Origin of the sequence: Brevundimonas lutea, assembly GCF_003704105.1 — a bacterium.
In the GTDB taxonomy this organism is placed as follows: Bacteria; Pseudomonadota; Alphaproteobacteria; order Caulobacterales; family Caulobacteraceae; genus Brevundimonas; species Brevundimonas lutea.
The window spans coordinates 1-24,590 of record NZ_QUOQ01000005.1 but is presented as its reverse complement, the minus strand read 5'-3'; the positions used below and the strand labels follow the sequence as shown (position 1 = coordinate 24,590).

24 protein-coding genes are annotated in these 24,590 nt (G+C 69.5%); 9 read left to right on the top strand and 15 right to left on the bottom strand.

Annotated elements, in window-relative coordinates:
• Window positions 1-55 precede the first annotated feature (55 nt).
• From EES48_RS09960 to hemE, 3 genes are read right to left on the bottom strand one after another with little or no spacing between them, the layout of a single operon-like run.
• Window positions 56-520, bottom strand: coding sequence for a CopD family protein (locus EES48_RS09960; RefSeq protein WP_122466302.1), 465 nt, complete (start codon window positions 518-520; stop codon window positions 56-58).
• 13 nt (window positions 521-533) lie between these two features.
• Complete coding sequence (gene hemH / locus EES48_RS09955) at window positions 534-1,586, bottom strand: ferrochelatase (RefSeq protein WP_122466300.1); 1,053 nt, start codon at window positions 1,584-1,586, stop codon at window positions 534-536.
• The gene (hemE, locus tag EES48_RS09950; RefSeq protein ID WP_122466298.1) at window positions 1,583-2,623 is read right to left on the bottom strand and encodes a uroporphyrinogen decarboxylase; all 1,041 of its coding nucleotides are present in this window, start codon (window positions 2,621-2,623) and stop codon (window positions 1,583-1,585) included. Before hemE ends, hemH begins: the two co-directional genes overlap by 4 nt.
• A gap of 469 nt (window positions 2,624-3,092) precedes the next feature.
• Here hemE and EES48_RS09945 point away from each other — a divergent pair, with 469 nt between their 5' ends.
• The 8 genes from EES48_RS09945 to smc all read left to right on the top strand — a co-directional run bounded on the left by EES48_RS09945 (window position 3,093) and on the right by smc (window position 11,514).
• On the top strand, window positions 3,093-3,947 hold the full coding sequence (locus EES48_RS09945; RefSeq protein WP_122466296.1) for a pyruvate, water dikinase regulatory protein: 855 nt from the start codon (window positions 3,093-3,095) through the stop codon (window positions 3,945-3,947).
• On the top strand, window positions 3,944-4,537 hold the full coding sequence (locus EES48_RS09940; protein ID WP_122466293.1) for a Maf family protein: 594 nt from the start codon (window positions 3,944-3,946) through the stop codon (window positions 4,535-4,537). Before EES48_RS09945 ends, EES48_RS09940 begins: the two co-directional genes overlap by 4 nt.
• On the top strand, window positions 4,534-5,370 hold the full coding sequence (locus EES48_RS09935; RefSeq protein WP_122466291.1) for a shikimate dehydrogenase family protein: 837 nt from the start codon (window positions 4,534-4,536) through the stop codon (window positions 5,368-5,370). The genes EES48_RS09940 and EES48_RS09935 overlap by 4 nt, the downstream gene beginning before the upstream one ends.
• Window positions 5,367-5,996, top strand: coding sequence for a dephospho-CoA kinase (gene coaE, locus EES48_RS09930; RefSeq protein ID WP_122466288.1), 630 nt, complete (start codon window positions 5,367-5,369; stop codon window positions 5,994-5,996). The genes EES48_RS09935 and coaE overlap by 4 nt, the downstream gene beginning before the upstream one ends.
• A 6-nt stretch (window positions 5,997-6,002) precedes the next feature.
• Complete coding sequence (gene dnaQ, locus EES48_RS09925) at window positions 6,003-6,710, top strand: DNA polymerase III subunit epsilon (RefSeq protein WP_122466286.1); 708 nt, start codon at window positions 6,003-6,005, stop codon at window positions 6,708-6,710.
• A 124-nt stretch (window positions 6,711-6,834) separates the two neighbouring features.
• Window positions 6,835-7,458: a DsbA family protein gene (locus EES48_RS09920; RefSeq protein ID WP_122466284.1), complete on the top strand. Its 624-nt coding sequence runs from the start codon at window positions 6,835-6,837 to the stop codon at window positions 7,456-7,458.
• Window positions 7,455-8,069, top strand: coding sequence for a DsbA family protein (locus EES48_RS09915; protein ID WP_122466282.1), 615 nt, complete (start codon window positions 7,455-7,457; stop codon window positions 8,067-8,069). Before EES48_RS09920 ends, EES48_RS09915 begins: the two co-directional genes overlap by 4 nt.
• Window positions 8,070-8,079: 10 nt before the next feature.
• Entirely contained in the window at window positions 8,080-11,514 is a 3,435-nt protein-coding gene (gene smc, locus EES48_RS09910) for a chromosome segregation protein SMC (protein WP_122466280.1), read from the top strand.
• Here smc and EES48_RS09905 read toward each other — a convergent pair.
• From EES48_RS09905 to EES48_RS09895, 3 genes are read right to left on the bottom strand one after another with little or no spacing between them, the layout of a single operon-like run.
• Window positions 11,511-12,083: a cob(I)yrinic acid a,c-diamide adenosyltransferase gene (locus EES48_RS09905; RefSeq protein WP_122466278.1), complete on the bottom strand. Its 573-nt coding sequence runs from the start codon at window positions 12,081-12,083 to the stop codon at window positions 11,511-11,513. The genes smc and EES48_RS09905 overlap by 4 nt on opposite strands.
• On the bottom strand, window positions 12,083-12,283 hold the full coding sequence (locus EES48_RS09900) for a twin transmembrane helix small protein (RefSeq protein ID WP_122466275.1): 201 nt from the start codon (window positions 12,281-12,283) through the stop codon (window positions 12,083-12,085). Before EES48_RS09900 ends, EES48_RS09905 begins: the two co-directional genes overlap by 1 nt.
• Before the next feature lie 29 nt (window positions 12,284-12,312).
• Window positions 12,313-12,909: a lipid A-modifier LpxR family protein gene (locus EES48_RS09895; protein WP_122466273.1), complete on the bottom strand. Its 597-nt coding sequence runs from the start codon at window positions 12,907-12,909 to the stop codon at window positions 12,313-12,315.
• A 376-nt stretch (window positions 12,910-13,285) separates the two neighbouring features.
• On the opposite strand from EES48_RS09895, the gene EES48_RS09890 reads away from it, so the two are divergent.
• Entirely contained in the window at window positions 13,286-16,156 is a 2,871-nt protein-coding gene (locus tag EES48_RS09890) for a M16 family metallopeptidase (RefSeq protein ID WP_122466270.1), read from the top strand.
• A gap of 55 nt (window positions 16,157-16,211) precedes the next feature.
• Here EES48_RS09890 and EES48_RS09885 read toward each other — a convergent pair whose 3' ends face one another.
• From EES48_RS09885 to EES48_RS09845, 9 genes are all read right to left on the bottom strand, one after another.
• Window positions 16,212-18,266 (bottom strand): NAD(+) synthase, encoded by a 2,055-nt coding sequence (locus tag EES48_RS09885; protein WP_122466267.1) that lies wholly within the window; start codon window positions 18,264-18,266, stop codon window positions 16,212-16,214.
• A 51-nt stretch (window positions 18,267-18,317) separates the two neighbouring features.
• Window positions 18,318-18,977 (bottom strand): hypothetical protein, encoded by a 660-nt coding sequence (locus EES48_RS09880; protein WP_122466265.1) that lies wholly within the window; start codon window positions 18,975-18,977, stop codon window positions 18,318-18,320.
• Window positions 18,940-19,743: a DUF72 domain-containing protein gene (locus EES48_RS09875; protein WP_122466263.1), complete on the bottom strand. Its 804-nt coding sequence runs from the start codon at window positions 19,741-19,743 to the stop codon at window positions 18,940-18,942. The genes EES48_RS09880 and EES48_RS09875 overlap by 38 nt, the downstream gene beginning before the upstream one ends.
• Window positions 19,744-19,784: 41 nt before the next feature.
• A complete protein-coding gene (locus EES48_RS09870; RefSeq protein ID WP_122466261.1) occupies window positions 19,785-20,153 on the bottom strand; it encodes a hypothetical protein in 369 nt (122 codons plus the stop codon).
• Between the two features lie 43 nt (window positions 20,154-20,196).
• Complete coding sequence (locus tag EES48_RS09865; protein WP_122466259.1) at window positions 20,197-20,607, bottom strand: OmpA family protein; 411 nt, start codon at window positions 20,605-20,607, stop codon at window positions 20,197-20,199.
• Between the two features lie 28 nt (window positions 20,608-20,635).
• Window positions 20,636-22,066 (bottom strand): metalloprotease TldD, encoded by a 1,431-nt coding sequence (gene tldD, locus EES48_RS09860; protein ID WP_122466257.1) that lies wholly within the window; start codon window positions 22,064-22,066, stop codon window positions 20,636-20,638.
• Between the two features lie 46 nt (window positions 22,067-22,112).
• Window positions 22,113-23,390, bottom strand: a complete 1,278-nt coding sequence (locus tag EES48_RS09855) for a lytic murein transglycosylase (RefSeq protein WP_122466255.1) — start codon at window positions 23,388-23,390, stop codon at window positions 22,113-22,115.
• Between the two features lie 228 nt (window positions 23,391-23,618).
• Window positions 23,619-24,179, bottom strand: coding sequence for a TspO protein (locus EES48_RS09850; RefSeq protein WP_240623312.1), 561 nt, complete (start codon window positions 24,177-24,179; stop codon window positions 23,619-23,621).
• 112 nt (window positions 24,180-24,291) lie between these two features.
• On the bottom strand, window positions 24,292-24,590 hold a 299-nt coding region (locus EES48_RS09845), incomplete at its 5' end, for a M10 family metallopeptidase C-terminal domain-containing protein (protein ID WP_205679429.1).

Genomic DNA, 24,590 nt, shown 5'->3' with positions numbered 1-24,590 from the left:
CTAGCGGAACCACGGAAGGGGGCCCTGGGTCAAGGGAAAGCGCGTCAGTGGCGCTTCACCATCGCCATTCAGTGGTCACCGACAGCACCATGACGATGGCGAGCAGAAAGGGAATCTCGTTGGTCATCCGCCAGAACCGGGCCGAGCGGGTGGAGGTCCCGGCCGCGATCCTCTTTCGCTGTCCCGCCAGGAAGCCGTGCCAGGCGGTCAGCAGGATGACGCCGGACAGTTTGGCGACCATCCAGGGCTCGAGCAGGAAGCCCCACCCGCGCGCCTGGGTGTCGATGTGGATCAGCCACAAGCCAAATCCCCAGGAAAGGATCATCGCCGGGTTGAGGATGATGCGCAGCAGCCGCTTTTGCCAGGCCCGCAGCAGGGTCTGCATCTCAGAGCGCAGCGGCTCGGGCTTGGCCGCCTGTTCGGCGTCGTAGGCATAGAGCCGGGGCAGGAACAGCAGGCCCGCCATCCAGGCGATGACAGCCAGGATGTGCAGCCCTCGGGCCAGATCGTAGGCGGTCATGGCGCGGCCCTCCTCAGCGCAGCCCGTTCTGGCACGGACAGGCCTTCCAGTCGCCCTGGCAGCCTGGACCGAAGGGCGCGATCCCCTCGCGAGCCAAGGCATCGCTCACCGCCTCGGCGAGGCTGTCGATGAACACCGGCGCCGCACTGACCGTGGGCGTGCGCAGATAGGGCGTCACTCCGTGATCGCGGGCCAGATGGCCGTATTCGATGTCGAGCTCGACCAGGGTCTCGATATGCTCGGAGACGAAGGCGACGGGCACCACAACCGCGCCGACGCCGTCACGGCCCGCCGCCTCGATCGCCTCGGGCGTGGAGGGCCCCAGCCACTTCAGCGGACCGACCCGGCTCTGATAGCAGATCTGGTGGTCGCGAGGGCCCAGGCGCGCCATCAGGGCGGCGACGGTGGCCTCGACCTGCTCCTGATAAGGATCGCCCTTGGCGACGAGCTTTTCAGGGATGCCGTGGGCGCTGAACAGCAGACGCACGGGACGCTCACCGGCCTCGGCCAGAGCGGCGCGGATTCCCTCGACCTGGGCCTCTATCCAGCCGGCGCCTTGCGGATAGCAGCAGATGGTCCGCGAGCGGCCCGCCCCGCGGTAGACCTTGTCCCACAGGCGCAGAGACGACTGGCTGGTGGTGGTCGAGAACTGCGGATAGAGCGGAAGCAGCACGATCTCGTCGGGCGCGAAGGCCGCGACCTCGGCCGCCGTCTGATCGGTCAGCGGGTTCCAATAGCGCATGGCGATGAAGACGCGGGTTTCGTCGCCGGCAAGCCGATCAGACAGCGCGCTCTGGAGCGCTGCGGCCTGGGCTCGCGTTTCAGCCAACAGGGGCGAGCCGCCGCCGGCGTCCATCATGGCGTAATTGGCCTGGGCGCTTGCCTCGCGCCGGCTGGAGATCAGCCGGGCCAGCGGCGTGCGGACGATGCCGGGCAGGCCGATGATGGCCGGATCGTTGAACAGGTTGAACAGAAAGGGTTTGACGCTGGCGGCGTCGTCGGGACCGCCGAGGTTGAACAACACCACGGCGATGCGGCGGCCGGTGGGGGCGGCGCTTACGCTCATTGCGCCCCGATCCGGCGCAGAACCTGTTCAACATGGGCGATCGGTACGTCCGGCAGGATGCCGTGGCCCAGATTGAAGATCCACGGCCCCTGGCCCCAGGCCTCCATCAGCTGATCGACGCGGGCGTCCAAGGCCGGACCACCGGCGCGCAACAGCAGGGGATCGAGCGCGCCCTGGATCGGCCGGATCGCCTGAACCCGGCGGCCGACCGGCAGCGGACAGGCAGTGTCCAGCGCCACGGCCTGGACGTCGATCGCCTGTGCGTAGTCCTCGGCCAGAGCGGCGCCGCCGCGGGGAAAGCCGATGAGGGGGACGGTCACACCGAGTTCACGCACCCTCGCCACCAAGGCCTTATGCGGGCGCATGACCAGGCGCTGAAACAGGTCGTCGGGCAGACCCTCCGCCCAGCTCTCGAAAATCTTCAGCACCTGGGCCCCGGCGTCGGCCTGCATCTTCAGATAATGGGCGGTGGACTCGACCAGGATGTCGAGCAGGGCGTCGACCTGATCCGGTTGGTTATAGGCGTAGGTCCGGGCCTGAGCCCGCTCGCCCTTGCCGATGGTGCGGGCCTCGCCGTCCAGCATGTAGGTGGCCACCGTCCAGGGCGCGCCGGCGAAACCGATCAGGGCGCGCTCCGGCTCCAGGGCCGCGCGGACGCGGCTGAGCGTCTCGCCAACGGCGGACAGGGCCTGGCCGGCCCCGGCGGTGCGTTCGCGCATGCTGTCGAGCGAGGGCAGGGCGCCGAGACGCGGTCCCTCGCCGGGCTCGAACCAGACCTCTTGGCCCAGCGCGCCGGGGATCAGCAGGATGTCGGCGAAGACGATCGCGGCGTCGAAGCCAAAGCGCCGCATGGGCTGCAGCGTCGCCTCGGCGGCCATCTCCGGGTTCAGGCAGAAGGCGATGAAGTCCGGCGCCTGGGCGCGCAGGGCGCGGTACTCGGGCAGATAGCGTCCCGCCTGACGCATGAACCAGACCGGCGGCCGATCGGTCGTCTGGCCCCGGAGGACGGAGAGAAGGCGCGGTTCCACGAAGGCCATGAGCGCGACTTAGGCGACGACACGAGGCGTCTCAATCCTTCTTCTAGAAAGAAGAATCTTGAAAAGGGTTGGAGTGGTGGTTGGGCAGGGGGAAACAGGCGCCGTTCTCGTGGTCAGACCGGATGCGGACAGGGTCATACCGGGAACAACGCTTCGGGTGATGCGGCGAGGGCGCGCGGTTGTGAGTTATGGGGAATGCTCCTGATTTCGTTGGACCGACAGAGGGTTACCGGGATTGCACTGGCGTAATCAGGGTTTGAAGTCGTTAACCTTCGCTTAACTTCTCCCCAGTCGGGGACCGACCGTCGTCAGACTGTCGAAAACCTGACCCGGCTGAGCCTGATCGGCGCCCGCAATCCCCGATGGATGCGCGACGGCGCAAGCCGCGCTACACAAACCCCATGCCCTGTCCCGCCCCCGATCCCGTGGTTTTCCCCCGAACGGCGCCCGAACCTTGGGGACCGACGCCATGAGCTCCGGCGCGGTTCGGCCCGCCACCTATTTCCACGTCCATCTGGTCTCGGACTCGACCGGAGAGACGCTGAACTCCATGGCCAAGGCGGTGATCGCCCGCTTCGACGGCGTAATCCCGATCGAACACATCTACGCCCTGGTGCGCTCGGAGCGGCAGCTGGAGCGGGTGCTGGAGGAAATCGCCGCGGCGCCTGGCGTTGTCCTGCACACCCTGGTCGATCGCGATCTGCGCACCGCTCTGGAGGAGGGCTGCCGCCAGCTGGACATGCCCCAGATCGGCGCGCTGGATCCGCTGGTGGGCGCGCTCAGCCGCTATTTGGGCACGGCCATCTCCAGCCGGGTGGGCGCCCAGCACGCCCTCGACCACGACTATTTCAACCGCATCGGGGCCCTGGACTTCGCCATCGCCCACGACGACGGCCAGGGTCACGGCGAACTGGGCCAGGCCGATGTGATCCTGGTGGGGGTCAGCCGGACCTCCAAGACCCCGACCTGCATCTATCTGGCCAATCGCGGGGTGCGGGCGGGCAACATCCCCCTGGTGCCCGGACACGATCCGTCAGAGCGGTTGGCGGCGCTGAACGGCCCTCTCGTGGTTGGGCTGCTAGTCTCGCCCGATCGCCTGATTCAGATCCGCCGCAACCGGCTCACAGGTCTGGGGGCCGGGGACGACAGCGACTATGTCGACCTAGACGCCGTGCGCGACGAGACCATCCGGGCGCGCCGCCTGTTCGAGCGTCACGGCTGGCCGACCATCGACGTCACCCGCCGCTCGGTGGAGGAGACGGCGGCGGCCGTGATCAATCTGCTGAACGACCGTCGGGGCCGCGCCATGGGGACGCCGACATGAGCCTGATCCTGGCCTCCAACAGCGCGGCGCGAAAGGCGATCCTGACCGGGGCGGGGGTGGCCTTCGCGGCCCAGGGCGCCGAGGTCGATGAGGCGGCGGAGAAGACGCGGCTGCTGGCCGAGGGCGCGGGGCCGGCCGATGTCGCCCAGGCCCTGGCGGGACTGAAGGCCCTGGCGGTGTCGCGGGCGAGGCCGGGCGCCTGGGTGCTTGGTTCGGACCAGACGCTCGAGTTCCAGGGTCGTCTGTTTGACAAGGCCGCCTCGGCCGAGGAGGCCGGCGACCGGCTGCGGATGTTACGGGGTCATGCGCATCAGTTGCACAGCGGCGTCGCCCTGGCTCGGGACGGCCACCTGGACTGGACCGGGCGCGACAGCGCCCGGCTGCACGTTCGCGAGGTCTCCGAGGACTTCCTGACCGACTATCTCGCGGCCGAGGGCGAGGCCTTGACCAGCTGCGTCGGCGGCTATCGGCTGGAAGGACTGGGCGCCCAGCTGTTCGAGCGGGTGGAGGGCGACTATTTCACCGTGCTCGGCATGCCCCTGTGGCCGGTGCTGGCGGCATTACGCGAGCGCGGCGTGATCGCCCTATGAGAATTGCGGCCGCGACGCGGGTCGGCGGTGTCGTCGGGCGCCCGATCGGGCATTCGCTGAGCCCGGTGATCCACAACGCCTGGATCGAGGCGTTGAACCTCGACGCCGTCTATCTGGCCTTTCCGGCCGAGGACGAGGCGGGTCTGGCCGGTCTGGCCCAGGCGGTGCGCTCGAACGCGATCGCCGGTCTGAACGTCACCGCGCCCTACAAGGCCGCAGCCTTCGCCGCCGCCGACCATCATGATCCGGCCGCTCTCTCGTCGGGCTCGGTCAATCTGCTGACGCGTGACGACGGCGGGCTGGCAGGCGGCTCCACGGACGGGGCGGGGGTGCTGGCGGCCCTGGCCCAGCAGGGGCCGGCCTTTGAGCTGGCGGGGGCGCGGGTGCTGATCCTGGGCGCCGGTGGCGCCGCGGCGGCGGCCATCCCGGCGCTGGTCCAGGCCGATGTGCGGTCTTTGCGGGTTCTGAACCGCACGGCGTCCCGCGCCGTCGACCTGGCCGGTCGTTTCGGCGACCGGGTGTCGGCCGCCGCTGAGGACGACGACCTGTCGGACGTCGACCTGGTCCTGAATGCCATGTCTGGGGATGGCGCGCCCTTCGACTTCGGTCGCACGCCGGGCCTCCAAGCCGCGCTAGATATGACGTATCGCCCGGTCCGCACGGAATTCCTGATCGCAGCAGAATCGGCTGGGGCGGCGCCCGTGGATGGCCTGGCCATGCTGATCGGTCAGGCGCGCCCCTCGTTCGAGGCCATCTTCGGAACGTCCGCGCCGGACGTCTCCGACGTTGACGTGCGCGCCCTGTGTCTCGCCGCCCTGGAGGCGACGCCATGAGGCTGATCGGCCTGACCGGCTCCATCGGCATGGGCAAGTCCACGACGCTCAGGATGTTCGCCGAGGCCGGGGCCGCGACCTGGGACGCGGACCAGGCGGTGCATGCGCTCTATCGCGCGGGCCAGTCGGGCGCCGAGGCGGTGCGGACGCTGTTCCCGGCGGCGGTGGGGCCGAACGGCGTGGATCGCGGTGTGCTGGCGGCCTGGCTCTCGGGACACCCCGACCGGCTGGCCGAGCTGGAGGCGGCGGTGCATCCGCTGGTCGCCGATCACCGGCGCGAAGCGATCGAGGCGGCCCGCGCCAAGGGCGCGGGGCTGATGGTGCTGGATATTCCGCTGCTGTTCGAGACCGGCGGCGAGGCGGCGGTGGATGCGGTGGTGGTGGTCTCGGCGTCGCCGGAGATCCAGGCCGAGCGGGTCTTGGCCCGGCCCGGAATGACGCGGGAGAAGATGGCCATGGTCCTGGCGCGCCAGGCACCGGACGCCGAAAAGCGCACGCGGGCCGACTTCGTCATCGATACCGGCCTGGGGCTGGATCACGCGCGCGCCGAGGTTCAACGCGTTGTGGACGAGGTGTCGAAACCCGACTGGAGGCGGATTCCAAAAGCCGCCGAAACGCGCCACTAAGAGGTCATGGCCCGCGAGATCGTCCTCGACACGGAAACCACCGGCTTTGACCCGAAGACGGGCGATCGGCTGATCGAGGTCGGCTGTATCGAGATCGACGACCTGCTGCCGACCGGCCGGACCTTTCACGCCTTCGTCAATCCCGAGCGGTCGATCCCGGCCGACGCCATCCGCGTCCATGGCATCACCGACGACAAGGTGGCCGGCGCGCCGAAGTTCGGCGAGATGTGCGAGCAACTGCTGGAGTTTATCGCCGACGCGCCGGTGATCGCCCACAACGCCGCCTTCGACCGCAACTTCATCAACTGGGAGCTGGCCAACTGTGGCCGCGTGGAGCTGCACGAGAGCCGCTGGATCGACACCCTGCAGCTGGCCCAGGGAAGGTTTCCGGGCATGGCCAATTCGCTGGACGCCCTGTGCAAGCGGTTCAAGATTTCGCTGGTCGAACGCACCCTGCACGGCGCCCTGATCGATGCGCGCCTGCTGGCCTCGGTCTATCTGGAGCTGAAGGGCGGCAAGGAGCGGGTGCTGGATCTCAGCGCCGCGCGCGGCCCGCTCACAGCCGCCGCCGCCGAGGCCGCGACCCACGGCGCCCGACCCCGGCCGTTGTCGCCCCGTGTCACCGAGACCGAGGCCGAAGCGCATCTGGCTTTTCTGAACGCCAAGCTGAAGGACCGCTCGCTGTGGGCGGCGTATGGGCTGGCGGGCGTTTGACCGACGACGCCGCCCCTTGACGTTATTCCGCCACGGGCGTCATCGACAGGTCGCATCGCGCCGGTTGTCGGGGACCCGGCGAACGTCCATCATGCCCGTACCTGATCTCACGGAGTCATCGTTCATGCGCGCCTTTTCTCGCCGCGGTCTGGCTTTCGCCGCCGCCGCCACCGCCGGTCTGGTTCTCGCCGCCTGCTCGGGCGGAAGCTCCGGCGCTGGCTCGAATACGGGCGATATGGCGATCGGCGCGCCCGAAGGCGCGGCGGTGACGGTCGTTGAGTACGCCTCGGTCACCTGCGGCGTCTGCGCCGCCTGGAACCGCGACGTCATGCCGGCCTTCAAAGCCAAGTATGTCGACACCAATCAGGTGCGTTTCGTATTCCGAGAGCTGCCGACCCCGCCGCAGGACGTTGCCGCCGCCGGCTTCCTGCTGGCCCGCTGCGCGCCGGAAGGCGAGTATTTCAACGTCGTCGACCGCATCATGCGGGCCCAGACGGACTGGCAGGCCGGCACGCCGCCACTGACCTCACTGCAGCAGATCGCCCAGGGCGTCGGCCTGAACCAGGAACAGTTCCAGCAGTGCGTGACCGATGAGGCGGCCCTGACCGCCCTCAATCAGCGGGTCGATCAGGCCCGCGCCGACGGCGTCACCGGCACCCCGACCTTCATGGTCAATGGCGAGAAGGTCAGCGACATCACCCTGGAGGGTCTGTCGGCGGCGATCGACCCGCTGCTGGCCGCTCAATGATCCGCCGGGCGCTGTTCGCCGGCGCCCTGGCGCTGGGCCTCGTGGCCGGCGCCGTCTCGGCCCAGGCGCCGGGCCAGTTGGTGGAGGGTGACCGCACCACCGGCGCGGCCGGCGCGGCCGTGACGGTGACGGCCTATCTGTCTCCGACCTGCCCGCATTGCGCCGACTGGTTCACCTCGGACTGGCCGGCGTTCAAGGCGGCCTATGTGACGCCGGGCCGGGTGCGGATGGTGTGGCGCGAACTGCCGACCCAGCCGCAGCAGCTGGCCTCGGCGGGCATCATCATCGCCCGCTGCGCCCCGGCCGAGCGCTATGAAGATGTGCTGCAGGCCCTGATGGCGGGCCAGGAGGCCATGTACGAAACCCGTCAGCCGGGTCCGTGGCTGCAGGCCGCGGGTCGTGCCGCCGGGCTGGATGAAGCCGGGATCGACGCCTGCCTGGCGGACGAGGATAACCTGGCCGACCTGAACGCCCGCCTGGCTCTGGCCCAGGCGGATCAGGTCCGGGGCACGCCGAGCATGCTGGTGAACGGCGAGAAGCTGGCCGATCCGCACCTGGCCGCGCTCCGGGCCGCCGTCGACGCGCGGCTGGCCGCGCCGCGCGCCCCCTGACGACCGGCCGGTGGAGTTCCAGCGGCTCAGGCTGGCGGGCTTCAAGTCCTTCGTCGATCCGGCGGAGTTCCGGATCGAACCCGGCCTGACGGGCATCGTGGGGCCGAACGGCTGCGGCAAGTCCAATGTGCTCGAGGCGATGCGCTGGGTCATGGGCGCCAACTCCGCCAAGGCCATGCGCGGCCAGGGCATGGACGATGTGATCTTCGCCGGGGCGGCCGGGCGGCCCAGCCGCAACCACGCCGAGGTCACCCTCACCATCGACAACGCCCGGCGTCGCGCGCCCCAGCCCTTCACCGACGCGCCGGTGCTGGAGGTGTCGCGGCGGATCGACCGGGGCCAGGGCTCGACCTATCGGGTCAACGGCAAGGAGGTGCGCGCGCGCGATGTCCAGCTGCTGTTCGCCGACGCCTCGACTGGGGCCAATTCGCCCGCCCTGGTGCGCCAGGGGCAGATTTCCGAACTGATCGCCGCCAAGCCGCAGAACCGCCGTCGCATCCTGGAGGAGGCCGGTGGCGTGGCCGGGCTGCACACCCGTCGGCATGAGGCGGAACTTCGCCTGAGGGCCGCCGAGGCCAATCTGGAGCGGCTGGAGGATATCGCCCGCGAGCTGGAGACCAGTCTCAACCGGCTGAAACGCGAGGCGCGGCAGGCGGAGAAGTACCGCAAGATTTCCGGCGAAATTCGCGCCCTGCAATCAGCCCTGCTGCATGTTCGGTGGAACGACGCGCGGATCGCGGCGGAGGCCGCGGGCGAGGCCCTGACCCACGCCGAGCACGAGGTGGGGCGCACCGCCGAGGCCTCGGCAAAGGCCCAGACAGAGGCGCTGAAGGCTCAGGAGGCGCTGAAGCCCGCGCGCGAGGAGGATGCGGTGGCCGGCGCCTTGCTGCATCGCGCCAGCCTGGAGCGCGACCGGCTGGACATGGCCGAGCAGGCCGCGCGCGCCGAGGTCGAACGGCTGACCGCCGAACAGGCGCGACTCGCGGCCGACATCGAACGGGAGACCGATTTGGGCGAGGACGCCCGGCGCGAGCTGGCTGCGCTGGACGAAGCTCTGGCGGAGGTCGAGGCCGAGATCGCGGGCGCGCCGCAGCGCGGGCCGGCGCTGGAGGCGGCGCTGTCGGAGGCCGAGACGGCGCGGGCGGCGGCGGATACCGAGGTCGAGCGGCTCGCCGCGGAGCTGGCGGCCGTCGAGGCCCGGATCGCGGCCGAGGGGGCTCGGCGTCGAGACGCCGAGGCGCGGGTGGCGCGGCTGCGCCAGGCGCTGACGGCGGCCGAGATTGAGGCCGAGGCTCTGGGTCCGGCCGAGCCGGAGGGGCTGGCCGAGGCGAAGGAAGCGCTGGAAGCAGCGGTCGCGGCTTTGCAGGCGGCGCGGGCGGCGGTGGAGGCGGCCGAGCTGAGCTATGTCCAGACTCAGGCAGCCGAGACCGAGGCGCGAACCGAGGCGCGGGCGGCCGAGGACCGGCTGGCGCGACTGCAGACCGAGGCGCGCGGGCTGGCGCAGTTGCTAACGCCCGCACGGCGCGACTATCCGCCGGCGCTGGACGCGGTGGCGGCCGACAAGGGCTATGAGGCGGCCCTGGCGGCGGCCCTGGGCGACGATCTTGAGGCACCGGTCGATCCGCGCGCCGCCGCCCACTGGGCGGGCGCCGAAGTCGCGCCGCCGACCTGGCCCGAGGGCGTTGAGCCCCTGGCCGATCATGTGCGCGCGCCGACGGAGCTGGCGGCGCGGCTGGCCTGGTGCGGCGTGGTCTCGGCCGAGCGGGGGACCGAACTGGCGCGGACACTGCCGATCGGCGTCCGGCTGGTCAGCACGGCCGGCGACCTGTGGCGCTGGGACGGCTTCGTGCAGCGGGCCGAGGCGCCGCGCCCGGCGGCGGTTCGTCTCGCGCAGAGGACGCGGCTGGCGGAGATCGAGGCCGAGATTGACCGGCTGAAGCCCGAGGCGTCGGCGACGGCCGCCGATCTGGCGTCGGCCCAGGGGGCGGCTCGCGAGGCGGGCGAGGCCCTGAAGGTCGCGCGTCGCGACCCGCCCGAGCGCGAGAAAGCCATCGCCGCAGCCCGGGACCGCCACGCCGCCTTGGCGCGCGAGGCCGACCGGCGCGAGGCGCGGCGTCAGGCCTTGGACGAGACCCGCGCACGACTGACCAGAGAGGTCGAAGAGGCCGAGGCGGCCCTGGCCTCACTGGATGACGGCGAGGGTGTCGGCTCGGTGGAGGCCCTGCGCCAGCAGTTGACTGTTTCACGGGAAACGGCCGCTGCCGCTCGCACCGTCGCATCCGAGGCCCGCCGCAAGCGAGACGCCGAGGCCGGGGCACGCGCCGAGCGGGAACGACGACGAGATACCCTGACGGGGGGCCGGCAGGGCTGGGTCGCGCGAGCCGGGGCCTCGACGACGCGGATCAAGACGCTGGAAAGCGAGGCGGAAAAGGCCGCACGGCTGCTGACGGCGGCCGAGGCCCAGCCGGCGGCCCTGGCCGAGAAACGCTCAGGCCTACTGGACGCGCTGACCGCTGCCGAGACCCGCCGCGCCGCCTCCCAGGACGCGCTGGCTCAGGCTGAGGACGCTGCCCAGGCCGCCGACCGCGCCGCCCGCGCCGCCGAGGCCGAGGCCGGTCAGGCGCGCGAAGCCCGCGCTGGTCTGGTCGCCCAGGCCGAGGCCGCGCGCGAGCGATTGGCCGACGCAGAGCGGATGGTGCGGGAGACCGCCCAGATGTCACCCGAGGAACTGGGCGAGCGGCTGAAGTCCGACGCCATCGCCCGGCCGCCGGACGCGGCCGGGGCCGAGGCCTTGCTATTTGGTCTGGAGCGCGAGCGCGAGGCCCTGGGCGCGGTCAATCTGCGGGCCGAGGAGGAGGCGGGTGAGCAATCCGAGCGGCTGGACACCATGCGCGAGGAGCGCAGCGACCTGACCGGCGCCATCGCCCGCCTGCGCGACGGCATCGACGAGCTGAACGCCGAGGGGCGCGAGCGGCTGGTCGCCGCCTTCGACGTCATCAACGGCAACTTCCGCACCCTGTTCGAGGCCCTGTTCGGCGGCGGTCAGGCGGAACTGAAGCTTGTCGAGAGCGACGACCCGCTAGAGGCCGGGCTGGAGATCTACGCCTGCCCGCCCGGCAAGCGGCTGAGCGTGATGAGCCTGATGTCCGGCGGGGAGCAGGCCCTGACGGCGACGGCATTGATCTTCGCGGTCTTCCTGGCCAATCCGGCGCCGGTCTGCGTGCTGGACGAGGTGGACGCGCCGCTGGACGACGCCAATGTCGATCGCTTCTGCCGCATGCTGGACGAGATGCGCGGCCGCACCGACACCCGCTTCATCGTCATCACCCACAATCCGGTGACCATGAGCCGGATGGACCGCCTCTACGGCGTCACCATGCCCGAGCGCGGCGTGTCGCAGCTGGTGTCGGTCGATCTGACCCAGGCGGAGACGTTGGTCGCCTAGCGCGTCGCGCCCGGCTTCCACAGCACGTCGTCGGCGCCGTTGGCATTTGCCCGACGGGCGGCGACGAACAGGTGATCCGACAGGCGATTGAGATAGATCAGGGCGGCCTCGGTGACGGGCTCTCCGGTCTCGCGAAACGCCACCGCTGCCCGCTCGGCGCGCCGCGCCACGGTGCGGGCCAGATGCAGATGCGCAGACAAGGGCGAGCCGCCCGGCAGGATGAAGCTGTCCAAGGCTTTCAGGCTCTCGTTCATCCAGTCGATCTCGGCTTCCAGCCGTTCGACCTGCGAGCTCTGGATGCGCAGGGCCTCCCATTTCGGCGGCGGGTCCAGAGGCGTCGACAGATCGGCCCCCAGATCGAACAGCTCGTTCTGGATGCGGGCCAGCATGGCGTCGATGCGGTCGTTCTGCCCGGAGTGCTGGCGGGCCACGCCGAGGACGGCGTTGAGCTCGTCCACCGCCCCGTACGCCTCGACTCGAGCGTCGGTCTTGGAGACCGGCTGCCCCGTGGACAGCCTTGTCGAGCCGTCGTCGCCGGTGCGGGTGTAGATCCTGTTCAGCGTGACCATCAGCCGCCCTGGCCCTTGAGGAACAGGGCGACCAGCAGGATGACGATGGCCACGGCCTGCAGCCCGACCCGCAAACGCATCAGCTTGTTGGAATGGGAGCGGGCGAACTCGCCGCCCCGGAACAGCGAATAGAGGCCAAAGCCCAGGGTGATCGAAACCGCAGCGATGGCGACGACGATCAGGATGTCGATCAGGGTCATGCCGTCGTTCTAGACCTCGGCGGCGGGCTTCACCAGTCGGGCTTGATCGACAGCTGGAAGGCGACCAGTCCCTCCGAGCGTTCGCGGTCGAGGGTTTCGGACGTGCGCCAGCCGCTGACCTTGTGCTCGCGGTAGACGTAGCCGAACGAGGCCTGCATGTCGCCGCGCCGCCAGGCCACCCCGACCGAGGCGTCGCCGATATAGGCGCCGCGATCCTGGCTGAGCCCGGAGCGGACATAGTCGCCGTCGCGGGTGCGCGCGAAGTTATAACCCACGGCTCGGCCCTCGCCTGCGGCGAACAGATACCAGCGACCCCGTTCGCCGAAAGCCTCGCGGCCCTCCGGAGCCAGTTTGTCGATCCGCTCGCCGATGGTCAGGCTGGCCCCCGCGCGGGGCGCAAGCCCGCCTGTGCCGACACCGACCCCGGCGTGGGGCGTCACCGCAATCTCCAGCCCGCCGGCTTCGATGGCGGGCGACCGCCAGCCGCGGGTGTAGCTGAGTTCATAGGACTGAGGGTCGAGACGCGCCGCCTCGCCGACGGCGGGAGGCAGGGGCGAACCGTCGGTGCGGACCCAGGATCCTTCCTGCTCCAGCCTGACGCGATCAACGACGCGATCCCGGCTCATGCGCGATGCGCTGGTCACACTGACCGCATCGCCTGCCGGCGAGAGAGCGAGTCGCGCTCGCGTTCCGAAGGGCGCCACCGCCGCAAAGTCCTCGGCGGCGAACCTGGCGAAAAGGCTGCGGTCGGGGTCACCTTGTCCTGGATCATCGGCGCGAGCCGATGTGGCCAGCGCCGTGGCGGCCGTCACGCACACTCCAAGACAACGCCATGCTACGCCGCGCACACAAACACCCTCCAGCCCAGTCCAATTTGCAACGTCGGCTCGCGGCGCGGGGTTCCCGAGGTTGCGACGACGTGCCCTGCTTGCGGGCGGCGCACGGACTTGCGCCCCGCGGCGTGATCCTTAGGGTCGGCCGCCACTGTTTCGGGAGAATTCCATGCGTCTGAAGACCCTGTGCGCCGCCGCCGCCCTGCTCGCCCCCCTCGCGCCGATCGCGGCGCTCGCCCAAACAGCCGCGCCGCCCGCCGCCCAGGCTGGTCAGGGATCGCTGTCGCCCGAGACCATCGCCGCCCAGGCCGCGCCGGTCGCCGATCTGGTGGCCCAGGTCGACATTCCCTACCGCCAGTTCGAGCTGGAAAACGGCCTGACCGTGCTGGTCCACGAGGACCGCAAGGCGCCGGTGGTGGCGATCTCGGTCTGGTACAATGTCGGCTCCAAGGACGAGCCGCAGGGTCGAACCGGCTTCGCCCACCTGTTCGAGCACCTGATGTTCGGCGGCTCGGAGAATGCGCCGGGCAGCTTCTTCACGCCGATGCGCAACATGGGCGCGACGGACATGAACGGAACGACCTGGTTCGACCGCACCAATTACTTCCAGACCGTACCCAAGCCGGCTCTGGAGCAGGCGCTGTACCTGGAAAGCGACCGCATGGGTTATATGCTCGGCGCGGTCAGCCAGGAGGTGCTCGATCTCCAACGCGGCGTCGTCCAGAACGAAAAGCGCCAGGGCGACAACCAGCCCTATGGCCTGGTCCAGTACGCCCAGTTGGAAGGTCTCTTCCCCGAGGGTCACCCGTATCGCCACTCGACCATCGGCTCGATGGCCGACCTGGACGCCGCCAGCATGGAGACGGTGCGCGACTGGTTCCGCTCCAAGTATGGCCCGAACAACGCTGTGCTCGTGCTTGCCGGCGATATCGATGAGGCGGAGGCGCGCGAACTGACCGAGCGCTATTTCGGCACCATTCCGCGCGGTCCCGAGAACGTCCCGGCCCAGGCGGACGTGCCGACCCTCGCCGCGCCGGTGACCGAGGTGATGCATGACCGCGTCGCCAACGCCCGCATCTACCGCAGCTGGGCCATTCCCGGAATGCTGGATGAAGACTCCGTGCCGCTGCAGGTCGGCGCCCGCATCCTGGGCGGACTGGCCAGCTCGCGGCTGGACAACGAACTGGTGCGCGGCGACCAGACGGCCGTGCGGGTCTCGGCCGGCGCCTCGGCCTTCCATCGCCTGGGCATGTTCAACGTCACCGCCGACGTGAAGGCGGGCGAGGATCCCGAGGCGGTCGGCCAGCGCCTCGACGCCATCATGGCCGATCTGATCGAGAACGGTCCGACCGAGGAGGAGGTCGCCCGCGTCGCCACCCAGACGGCCTCCAGCCGTATCCAGGGCCTCGAGCAGGTCGGCGGCTTCGGCGGCAAGGCGGTGGCCCTGGCCGAGGGCGAGCTCTATGCCGACGACCCGGAATTCTACAAGAAGACCCTGGCCCGCTTCGCCTCGGTGACCCCCGCCGAGGTCCAGGCGGCCATGCAGGAGTGGCTGACCCGGCCGGTGTGGAAGATGACGGTGCTGCCGGGCGAGCGCGAAGCCTATGAGGAGGCCGCAGAGGCGCCTTCGGGCGCGTCCGCCTCGGGGCCGGCCGAAGAGATCGTCCGCGTCGAGCGCGAGGCGACCCCCGATATCGGCGAGATCGGCAATGTCGACTTCCCCGACACCCAGCGCGCCGCCCTCGCGAACGGGGTCGAGGTCGTCTACGCCCACCGCGACACCGTGCCGGTGACCCGGGTCATCATGCAGTTTGACGCCGGTCTGGCGGCCGACGATGCCGACAAGCTCGGCGTGCAGAGCCTGATGCTCGATCTGATGGAGGAGGGGGCCGCCGGTCTGAACGCCACCCAGCTGGCCGAGGCGCAGGAAGCCCTGGGCGCCAGCATCAATACCGGCGCGTCCATGGATCGCTCCCAGGTCAGCCTGGGCGTGGTCAGCGCCAATCTGCAGCCGGCGGTCCAGCTGATGGCCGGCATCCTGACGGATCCGACCTTCGCCCCGGCCGAGCTGGAGCGCCTGCGCGCCCAGCGTCTGTCGGAAATCGCTCAGGAGCGCACCAACCCCGGTGCCCTGGCGCAACGGGCGCTGCCGGAACTGATTTATGGCGCGGACCATCCCTATGGCCGTCCGACCTCCGGCAACGGCGACGAGGACAGCGTGCGATCGATCACGCGGGAAGACATCCTGGCCGCGCGCGACGCCTGGATCCGGCCGGACAAGGCCAAGGTCTTCGTGGTCTCGGACCGTCCTCTGGACGAGATCGTCGGCGTCTTGAACGCCGGCCTGCAGGGTTGGGCGGCGCCTCAGGCCCCGGCCGGCGAGAAGGACTTCTCCACCGCCATCCCGGCCAGCCAGCCGCGCATCGTGCTGATCGACCGGCCCCAGTCGCCCCAGTCCTTCATCCTGGGCGGCACGGTTCTGGAGGCCTCGGGCACGGACGATCTGCTGGCCCTGAACGCCGGCAACAACGTCCTGGGCAACGACTTCCTGTCGCGGATCAACTCGGACCTGCGCGAGACCAAAGGCTGGTCCTACGGGGTCAACGCCTCGGTGGGCGGTTTCGAGCACCGCGTGCCCTATATCGTCCGCGCGCCGGTCCAGGCCGACCAGACCGGACCCGCCATCGCCGCCCTGAACGAACAGTTCGACCGCTTCCTGTCGGGCGGTCAGGGCGTGACGGCCGAAGAGCTGCAGCGCACCGTCAATGGCAATTCGCGCCGCCTGGCCGGCAGCTATGAGACCGCTGGCGCGGTGCTGGGTGGGCTGGTCTCCAACGACCTCTATGATCGCCCGGACGACTATGTGGAAACGGTCGCGGCCCGAACCCTGGCCCTGACCGCGCCCGAGCTGGACGCGGCGGCCCAGGCCTCGATCGATCCGGATCGCTTCGTCTGGGTGGTGGTCGGCGACGCCTCGGTGGTCCAGCCTCAGCTGGAGGCCCTGGGCCTGCCGGTCGAGGTGCGTTCGACCGAGGACTGATCGGAAACGTCGGCGGCGTTTCGCGAAAGGCGCCGCCGATAGTCCGCCGGGAGAGTCAGTCGGGGACGTTCGTCTCGAGCTCGTCCAGCCACACCCGGGCGGTGGCGTCTGACGGCGCGCGCCAGTCTCCGCGCGGCGACAGGGAGCCGCCGGTCACCACCTTGGGCCCGTTCGGCACGGCCGAGCGCTTGAACTGGCTGGTCTGGAAGAAACGGATCAGGAATTTGCGCAGCCAGGTCTTTATCGTGCCGAGGTCGTATTCGACCTTCTCGGCCTCGGGCGTGCCGGCGGGCCAGTCGCCGCGCGAGGCGTCCTTCCACGCCTGATGCGCCAGCCAGGCGACCTTGGACGGCGTCATGCCGTAGCGGGTGATGTGGAACAGGAAGAAGTCGTTCAGCGCATAGGGGCCGACCGTTCCCTCGGTCGACTGGATCTGGCCGTCCTGGGCCGGCACCAGTTCGGGCGAGATTTCCGTGTCGAGGATGCCGCGCAGCACCGGCACGGCCTCCACGCCGACCAGTTCGCGATCGGCCACCCAGCGGATCAGGTGGCGGATCAGGGTCTTCGCCACCCCGCCGTTGACGTTGTAGTGGCTCATGTGGTCGCCGACGCCATAGGTCGACCAGCCCAGGGCCAGCTCCGACAGGTCGCCGGTGCCGAGCACGAAGCCCCGGTTCTGGTTGGCCAGGCGGAACAGATAGTCGGTCCTGAGGCCCGCCTGGACGTTCTCGAAGGTGATGTCGTGCACCGGCTCGCCCGCCGCAAAGGGATGGCCGATCTCCTTCAGCATCAATTCGGCGGTTGGCCGGATGTCGATCTCGGCGCCGGTGATCCCCAGCGCCTTCATCAGCGCCCAGGCGTTGGCCTTGGTCCCGTCCGAGGTGGCGAAGCCCGGCAGGGTGTAGCCGAGGATGCCCGTCCTCCGCAGATCCAGCCGGTCAAAGGCGCGACAGGCCACCAGCAGGGCCTGGGTCGAGTCCAGACCGCCCGAAACGCCGATGACCAGCCGCTTGGCCCCGGTCGCCGTCATGCGCCGCATCAGGCCCTGGACCTGGATGTTGAAGGCCTCGTAGCAGTCCTGATCCAGCCGCGCCGGGTCGTCCGGAACATAGGGGAAGCGGTCCAGTGGCCGGATCAGGTCGCTCGCCGCCGGCACCTCACGCGCCTCGAACAGCACTGTCTCGAAGGCGTGGTCGCCCAGCTCGAACCGGCCGGCGTCGGCGAAGGTGCCGTTCCGCAACCGATCGCCGCCGATGCGCGCCACATCGACGTCGGCGACGGTGAGGTGGCTCTTCAGGGCAAACCGTTCGCCCGAGGCCAGACAGGCGCCCAGCTCGTGGATCATCGCCTGGCCGTCCCAGGCCAGATCGGTGGTGGACTCGCCCCAGCCCGAAGCCGCGAAAACATAGGCCGCCATGGCCCGCGCCGACTGGCTGGCGCACAGCAACGCCCGGTCCTCCGCCTTGCCGATCAGGACGTTGGAGGCCGACAGATTGGTCAGGATGCGCGCCCCGGCCAGGGCCTGGCGCGTCGAGGGCGGCAGCGGCGCCCAGAAGTCCTCGCAGACTTCGACCCCGAACACGAACCCCGGCCGGTTGTCGGCCTCGAACAGCAGGTCCGTTCCGAACAGCCGCCACTCGCCGTTCAGCTTGACCGCCTGGCCGCCAGAGCGGACCTCGGCGCCCGAGGCGAACCAGCGTTTCTCATAATACTCGCGATAGTTCGGCAGATAGGTCTTGGGGACCACGCCCCGCACCTCGCCGTTGGCCGCCACGACGCCGCAGTTGTAGAGCCGGTCGCCCAGCCGCACCGGCGCACCGAACACCGCCGCCAGGCCCGCATCCTCGGTGGCCGCCGCCGCCCGCTCGATCTGGCGCTCGATTTCGTCCAGCAGGGCGTCCTGCATCAGCAGGTCGTCGATGGCGTAGGCCGACAGGCTCAGCTCCGGGAAGACGACCAGATCGCAGCCGCGTTCGCCCGCCTCGCGGATCAGCGTGAGGTGTTCTTCGGCGTTGGCGGCCGGGTCGGCGGTGTGGACCACGGGCGTGGCGGCGGCCACGCGGACGAAGCCGTGGGTCGCGGGGACGTGAAAGGGGTGGGGCCTGGCCATGCGACGAATGTAGGGGCCGGCGGGCGCGGCGTCACGTCAGGGGACGATCGCTCAGCCGCCGCCTGTGTCCGGTGCGCGGAACACAACCCCACCCTGGGCGTCCAGCACCTCGATCCGCGCGTTATCTTCGGCATCGACGACCAGGCGGATGCGCGGCCGCTGCTGGGTGTCGGTCATCAGGATTTCGGCGTTGCGTTCCGGTGTCTGGAGCTTGATTCGTCCCCAGTCGATTTGGGTGGCTTCGCGAGACAGCATATCTGCCGGCGGCTGGTCATTCAGGAAAATGCCGACCGAGCCGCGACCCTCAGCATCGATGCGCCGAAAGCTGGCCAGGGCCTCGCTCTGTCCGAAGTCCATCGTGTGGACCATGATGTCACCCTGGGCGTTTCGGCCAGACGCGTAACCGCCGATCTCGTCGCCTTCGTGATCGAAGAGGATAAGTCCGGACACCGGCATGTTTCGCGTTCCCTCCCGACCGTCGATGATCGGGCCGGGGGTTGCGGCGTCGGAGGTCAGGACGGCGCGGAGAGTGCCGTCGGGCTCGACGATATCGATCCGCTGGGCAGTCAGCCGGTCAAAGACGGCGGGTTCGGCCTGCTGCGAAAAGGCTGCAACGCCCGCGCCCACCATCACCACCGTGGCCGCGAGCGCATAGAGTTTGAGGCCGCGCATCTCACGCCGAAGCTGATCGATCTCCGTCTGGTCCGTCATGACCGCGGCTCCCTGGCTTAACGACACGCTTGATCAGCGCTTCGGCGGCAGCCGGGTTCCTGACCTTGGCCCCCGCGATCATGTAGGCGAAGACGTCGCCGCTCACGGCCCAACCCTTCAGCCGATTTGCCGCGGCGTCCAGTTCGGCGTCGGTCATGCCGGTCGGCTCGTCCTCACGGCTCGACATCAGCCGTGCGTAGCGGAAGTCGGCGGTCGCCCGGTCGATGCGGGGCCACTCCGGCGCCTCGTCGTCCTCGGCATAGACGATGGCCGCTCCATACTTCGCCGCCAGATCGTAGAATTGCTGGGTGTCGAAGGTTGGATTTCGGACCTCCAGGGCGTGGCGCAGACGCAGTCCGTCCTTTTCCCTGGGCAACAGTTTCAGGAAGCCCTCGAAATCCCCCGCGTCGAACTTCTTGGTGGCCATGAACTGCCAGTTGATCGGCCCCAACTTGTCGCCCAGCGCCGTCAGCCCCTGATCCAGGAACCGGTCGAAGCTCTCCTTGCCGTCGCTCAGCACCTTGCGATTGGTGCAATAGCGGCTGGCCTTGACCGCGAAGACGAAGCCGTCGGGCGTCTCGTCGCGCCACTTCATCCAGCTGTCGGGCTTGAAGGTCGAATAGTATGTGCCGTTGATCTCGATGGAGGTCAGCGCCCGACTGGCGAACTCCAGCTCGCGCTTCTGGGTCAGCCCCTCGGGGTAAAACACGCCCCGCCACGGCTCATAGGTCCAGCCGCCGATGCCGATGCGGATTGCAGATCCCATGATTCTTCATCTCGCTAATGAACGCCGACAGCTTCGGCGGATCAGGAAAGACCCCCCGGCACGGGCATGACCCATTCTGACGAGAGAGGATAGATATCCCCGAGATAGCGCCAGCGACCCGTCTCCAGATCCGTTTCGGCCAGTTGCCACTCACTCTCACCCCATTCGCCGGGCGCAAGAAACAGGCGCGTCCGGCCTAGGTCCGAGGTGAATCCGGACCCATCTTCCTTTGCATGGACGAACTCGCCGCAGAGAACGTCGCCGGAAGGCCAGTCCGCAAGCCGAGCCTGTCGCCAAACGAGGGGCGTCTGCCAGTAGGCCTCCACGGTTTCGCGCAGCCTTGCACGGCCGATCAGGGCCTGAAAACTCCCAGGCGCCGCCCACCACAATCCTGGAAGCTTCCTGGTCATGGCCTGACCTGTGTCCGGGCGCCGGCGCCGAGGTGGATGCAGGTCATGGGCGATCCCGGCTGTCTGCGACTGTCATGGTCACGACGACGCGTCGGTTCAGCCGTTCTTCGGCGTTGGGAGGCGTGGGGCGCGCCAGGGTGGACGCGCCGCGACCTTCGATGACGATCACCGACGGGTCGATGCCGAGTACGACCAGTTCGCTTGCGACAGACTGGGCCCGCCTGCGGCTTAGCTCATCGGAGAACTCGATATCCTCCATCGTGTCCATGTGGCCGGAAATCACGATGCGCCGGGGTGTAGTTCCTTGGGCGTAATGGAAGACGGATCGAACCATTCGATAGCCGGCGGGCGACAGCTCCGTGCGGCCATAATCGAAATAGTCAACGAACTCGTGAGCCCGAACCGGCGTCGCCAACGCCACCAAGATCGCAGTCAGGATGCCGAGGTTTCGCAACGGGCTTCTCCGCTCCTTCTCCCGGCTCCTAAACCGCCGTCCCGCCTACAGTCAGACCCCCGATCTTGAGGCTGGGCTGGCCGATGCCGACGGGGACGCCCTGGCCGGCCTTGCCGCAGGTGCCGACGCCGGGGTCGAAGTCGAAGTCGTTTCCGATCATGGTGATGTTCGACATCACCGTCGCCCCGTCGCCGATCAGGGTGGCGCCGCGCACCGGGCGGGTCACCTTGCCGTCCTCGATCAGATAGGCCTCGGTGCACTGGAAGACGAACTTGCCGTTGGTGATATCCACCTGGCCGCCGCCAAAATTGACCGCATAGAGCCCGCGTTTGGTCGAGGCGATCATCTCCTCCAGCGAGCCCGAACCGCCCTCCATGAAGGTGTTGGTCATGCGCGGCATGGGCACGTGGGCATAGGACTGGCGCCGCCCGTTGCCGGTGGCGGTCTGGCCCATCAGTCGCGCGCTCATCCGGTCGTGCATCAGTCCGACCATGATCCCGTCCTCGATCAGAACGGTGCGACCGGTCGGGGTGCCCTCGTCGTCTACACTGAGCGAGCCGCGGCGGCCCGAGATCGAGCCGTCGTCGACCACGGTCACACCGGGCGCCGCCACCCGTTTGCCCATCATGCCGTTGAAGACCGACGAGCCCTTGCGGTGAAAGTCGCCCTCAAACCCGTGGCCCACCGCCTCGTGCAGCAGCACGCCGGGCCAGCCGGGGCCCAGGACCACGTCCATCTCTCCGGCCGGGCAATCGACGGCCTCCAGATTGACCAGGGCCTGGCGCAGGGCCTCGTCGGCCTGGGCGCGCCAGCGGTCGGGGGCGACGAAGGTCTCGAAGGTCGAACGCCCGCCGGCGCCCGTGCCCGCGCTCTCGCGCCGGCCGTCCTTTTCCACCGTCACGGCGATATTGACCCGGACCAGCGGGCGCACATCACGGAACGACCGGCCGTCGCCGCGCAGGATCTCCACATGGCGACGCTCTCCGACCAGCGAGGCCGAGACTTGTACCACGCGCGGATCCCTGGCGCGGGCATAGGCGTCGATCTCCTGCAAAAGGGCGATCTTCTCGGCGAAGTCCGGCGCGGCGAGGATGTCCTGGTCGCCATAAAGCTTCTGGTTGGTGGCGCGCGGGGCCTCGGCGGCGACGCCGGAATAGCCGCGCTTGGCCAGGGCGGCGGCGTCGGCCGCGCGGCCGATGGCGGCCTCGGAAATCTCGTTGGCGTGGGCGTAGCCGGCCGTCTCATTGGCCACGACGCGAAGCCCGAAACCCTCGGTGGCGTCGTAGTTGGCCGCCTTCAGACGCCCATCGTCGAAGAGCAGAGCCTCGCTCTCGGACCGCTCCAGGAACAGCTCGCCGTCGTCGGCGCCGTCCAGCGCGCCTTTCAAAAGGCCCAGGGCGCGATCGGGATCGACGCCGGCGTGGTCGAGGATGGGCGGGGTCGGCACATGAACGGTCATGGCCGAAAGGTAGGGGCTCTGACCCCCCGCGTCATCCCCGCTGCGACTATCGATTCGCCGCGGCGATCAGGGTGTCGGCGAGATAGGAGGACAGATAGCCGTCGGCGCGCACGCCATTGGCCTGTTGCCAGGCCTTGAGGGCGCGACGGGTGCCCGCGCCGATCACGCCGTCCACGCCGCCGGGATCGTAGCCCAGGGCCTGAAGCGCCCGTTGTGCCCCGAAACGCTGGTCGCGCGACAGGCCCTCGTCGCTGGGCCAAGACGCCACCAGACCGGGCTTGTCGGCCAGACCGTCGGCGATCAGGCCGATGGCCAGGGCATAGGCCACCGAGTTGTTATAACGCCGGATCATGTAGTGGTTGGGCAGGGCCAGGAATGCCGGTCCGTCGGCGCCCTGGGGCAATAGGATGGTCGCCTGTTGGGCCGCCTCGGCGGTGCTCAGCGACCCGCCGCGCGCCAGGGTCACGCCCTGCCGCGACCAGTCGCTCCACGGCCGCTCGGCGCTGTCGGCCAGCCCGTAGTCGAAGCCTTGCGGCAGGACGACCTCATAGGCCCAGCCCTGACCGCGCTTCCACCCGGCCTTGTTGAGAAGGTTCGCGGCCGAGGCCAGGGCATCGGCGTCCGAGCCCCAGATGTCGACCCGTCCGTCGCCGTCACCATCGATGGCCAGGTTCAGATAGTTGTCGGGCATGAACTGGGTCTGGCCCATGGCTCCGGCCCAGGAGCCGAGCAGGCCGGACCGATCGCGGCGCCCCTCGATGACGATCTTCAGGGCGTTGGCCAGCTGGCCCTCGGCCCAGTCGCGGCGGCGGCCTTCCCAGGCCAGGGTGGCCAGCGAGCGGATCACGTCCTTGTCGCCCTGAATGGCGCCGAAGGCGGATTCCTGAGCCCAGATGGCGACCAGGATTTCCTTGGGCACGCCCAGCCGCTGTTCGACCTCCCACGGCACGCGGTCCAGCCGCTGCCTGCCCATGCGCACCTTGTCGGCGCTGGCGGCGGCCTGGACATAGGCGCCGACCGGGCGGCTGAATTCGGGCTGATTGCCGTCGCTGCGCACCACCGACATGTCCGGCGTCAGTCCGGCCAGTTCGCGCTCGAAGGCGCCGCGGTTCGCCCCGCCGTGGCGGCTGAGGAAGCTGGCCTTCCAGGCGTCGAAGGTCATCTGTTCCGTCCCGCCCGACGGCGGGGCCGGGGTGGGTGTCGGCGGCGGGGCCGGCGCGGGCGCCGGTTGGGGTGCCAGCGGCGCGGGCGTCATCGGCGGCGGAGCGACGGCCATCGGCGCGCAGGCGGCGACGAACAGCAGGAGGAGGAGGCGCTTCTTCATCCGACCGAGTCTAGCGGTCGCGGATGAACGGGAGCAATCACAACCCCTTGATGGGCCTCAGGACAGTCGGCGGCCCCGCCGGAGCGGCGGGGGGAACAGACGCCGATGTCGGCGACGCAGGCCGCATCAAACGAACCAGACTGGCCGCGCCCCCAGCGAGAACGATCATGGTGAAGCCCTCCTATAATTTGAGAGTGCCTCGCAAAATCGATCTTGCCAAGTCCCGGATTAGTGAACGGTCGGGCGGTCATCGACCGCCTTGTCGACGCGGTTGGCGATCCGGGTCGCCGCCCCGAACGGCGCGGCCAGCATGCCGGCGCGGCGATCCAGCTTGCGCGCCTGATGGGCGAAGGCGGCGGCGAGACCGGCTGTGGTCATGGCCGCCAGCACCTGGCCGGGCAGGCTGCGGGGCCGGGCCGCCAGCCAGGTGGCGTTGACCCCCTGAGCCAGCGCCCACAGCTGCATGGCCGACCGCCGCGCGGGGACCGATGGCGCGTTCCACACCCGAATGGCGGACAGGGTGGTTGCGGAGAAGACCGCCGGCAGGACCAGGCTGAGCGGGCCGCGTGGCCGCTCAGTCACGGGCGCGTCGCCGTGCAGGCGATGAGAGCGGCGGGCTGCAGCCGGCTTGATGGCGCCGGTCGCGGTGGCCGTGGCCAGCAGGGCCACCCCGAGCGTCAGGCCGATGCCCAGAGCGACGTGGGCGCCCGACCGGCCCTCGCTGTTCAGGAAATCGACGGCCTGGTCTCGGACGTCGTCGATCGTGTCTTCCAGCTGCTCCAGCATCATCCTCTCCTGTCGGCCTGCAGAGGGAATAGGACGTTGAGACAGTGGCGGTTCCAGAAAAGAAAAAGGCGGAGCCGAAGCCCCGCCTTTGTTTAGCGTCGATCGTCGCAATCGATCAGAGAACCCACGCCTCATGGCCTCTGTGGTCGCCCTGCATGCGGAGCATGAAGTCGGCGACACCGTCTCCGTTGACGTCGAGGTTCAGCAGGGTGACGCCGCCCTGGTAGGTCAGAGTGGCCTGGCCGGCCTGGTTGCTGAAGGCGTCGACAAAGGCGAAGGCCTGGTTGCCGTTGGTGGTGGTGTCGGCGTCGATGGCCGACAGGTCGATGATGTCGCCGGCGCTCAGATCGGTGATCCGATCAGAGGCAGCGACCGTCGAGTCCAGGATCGACCGGAACACGAAGGTGTCGACGC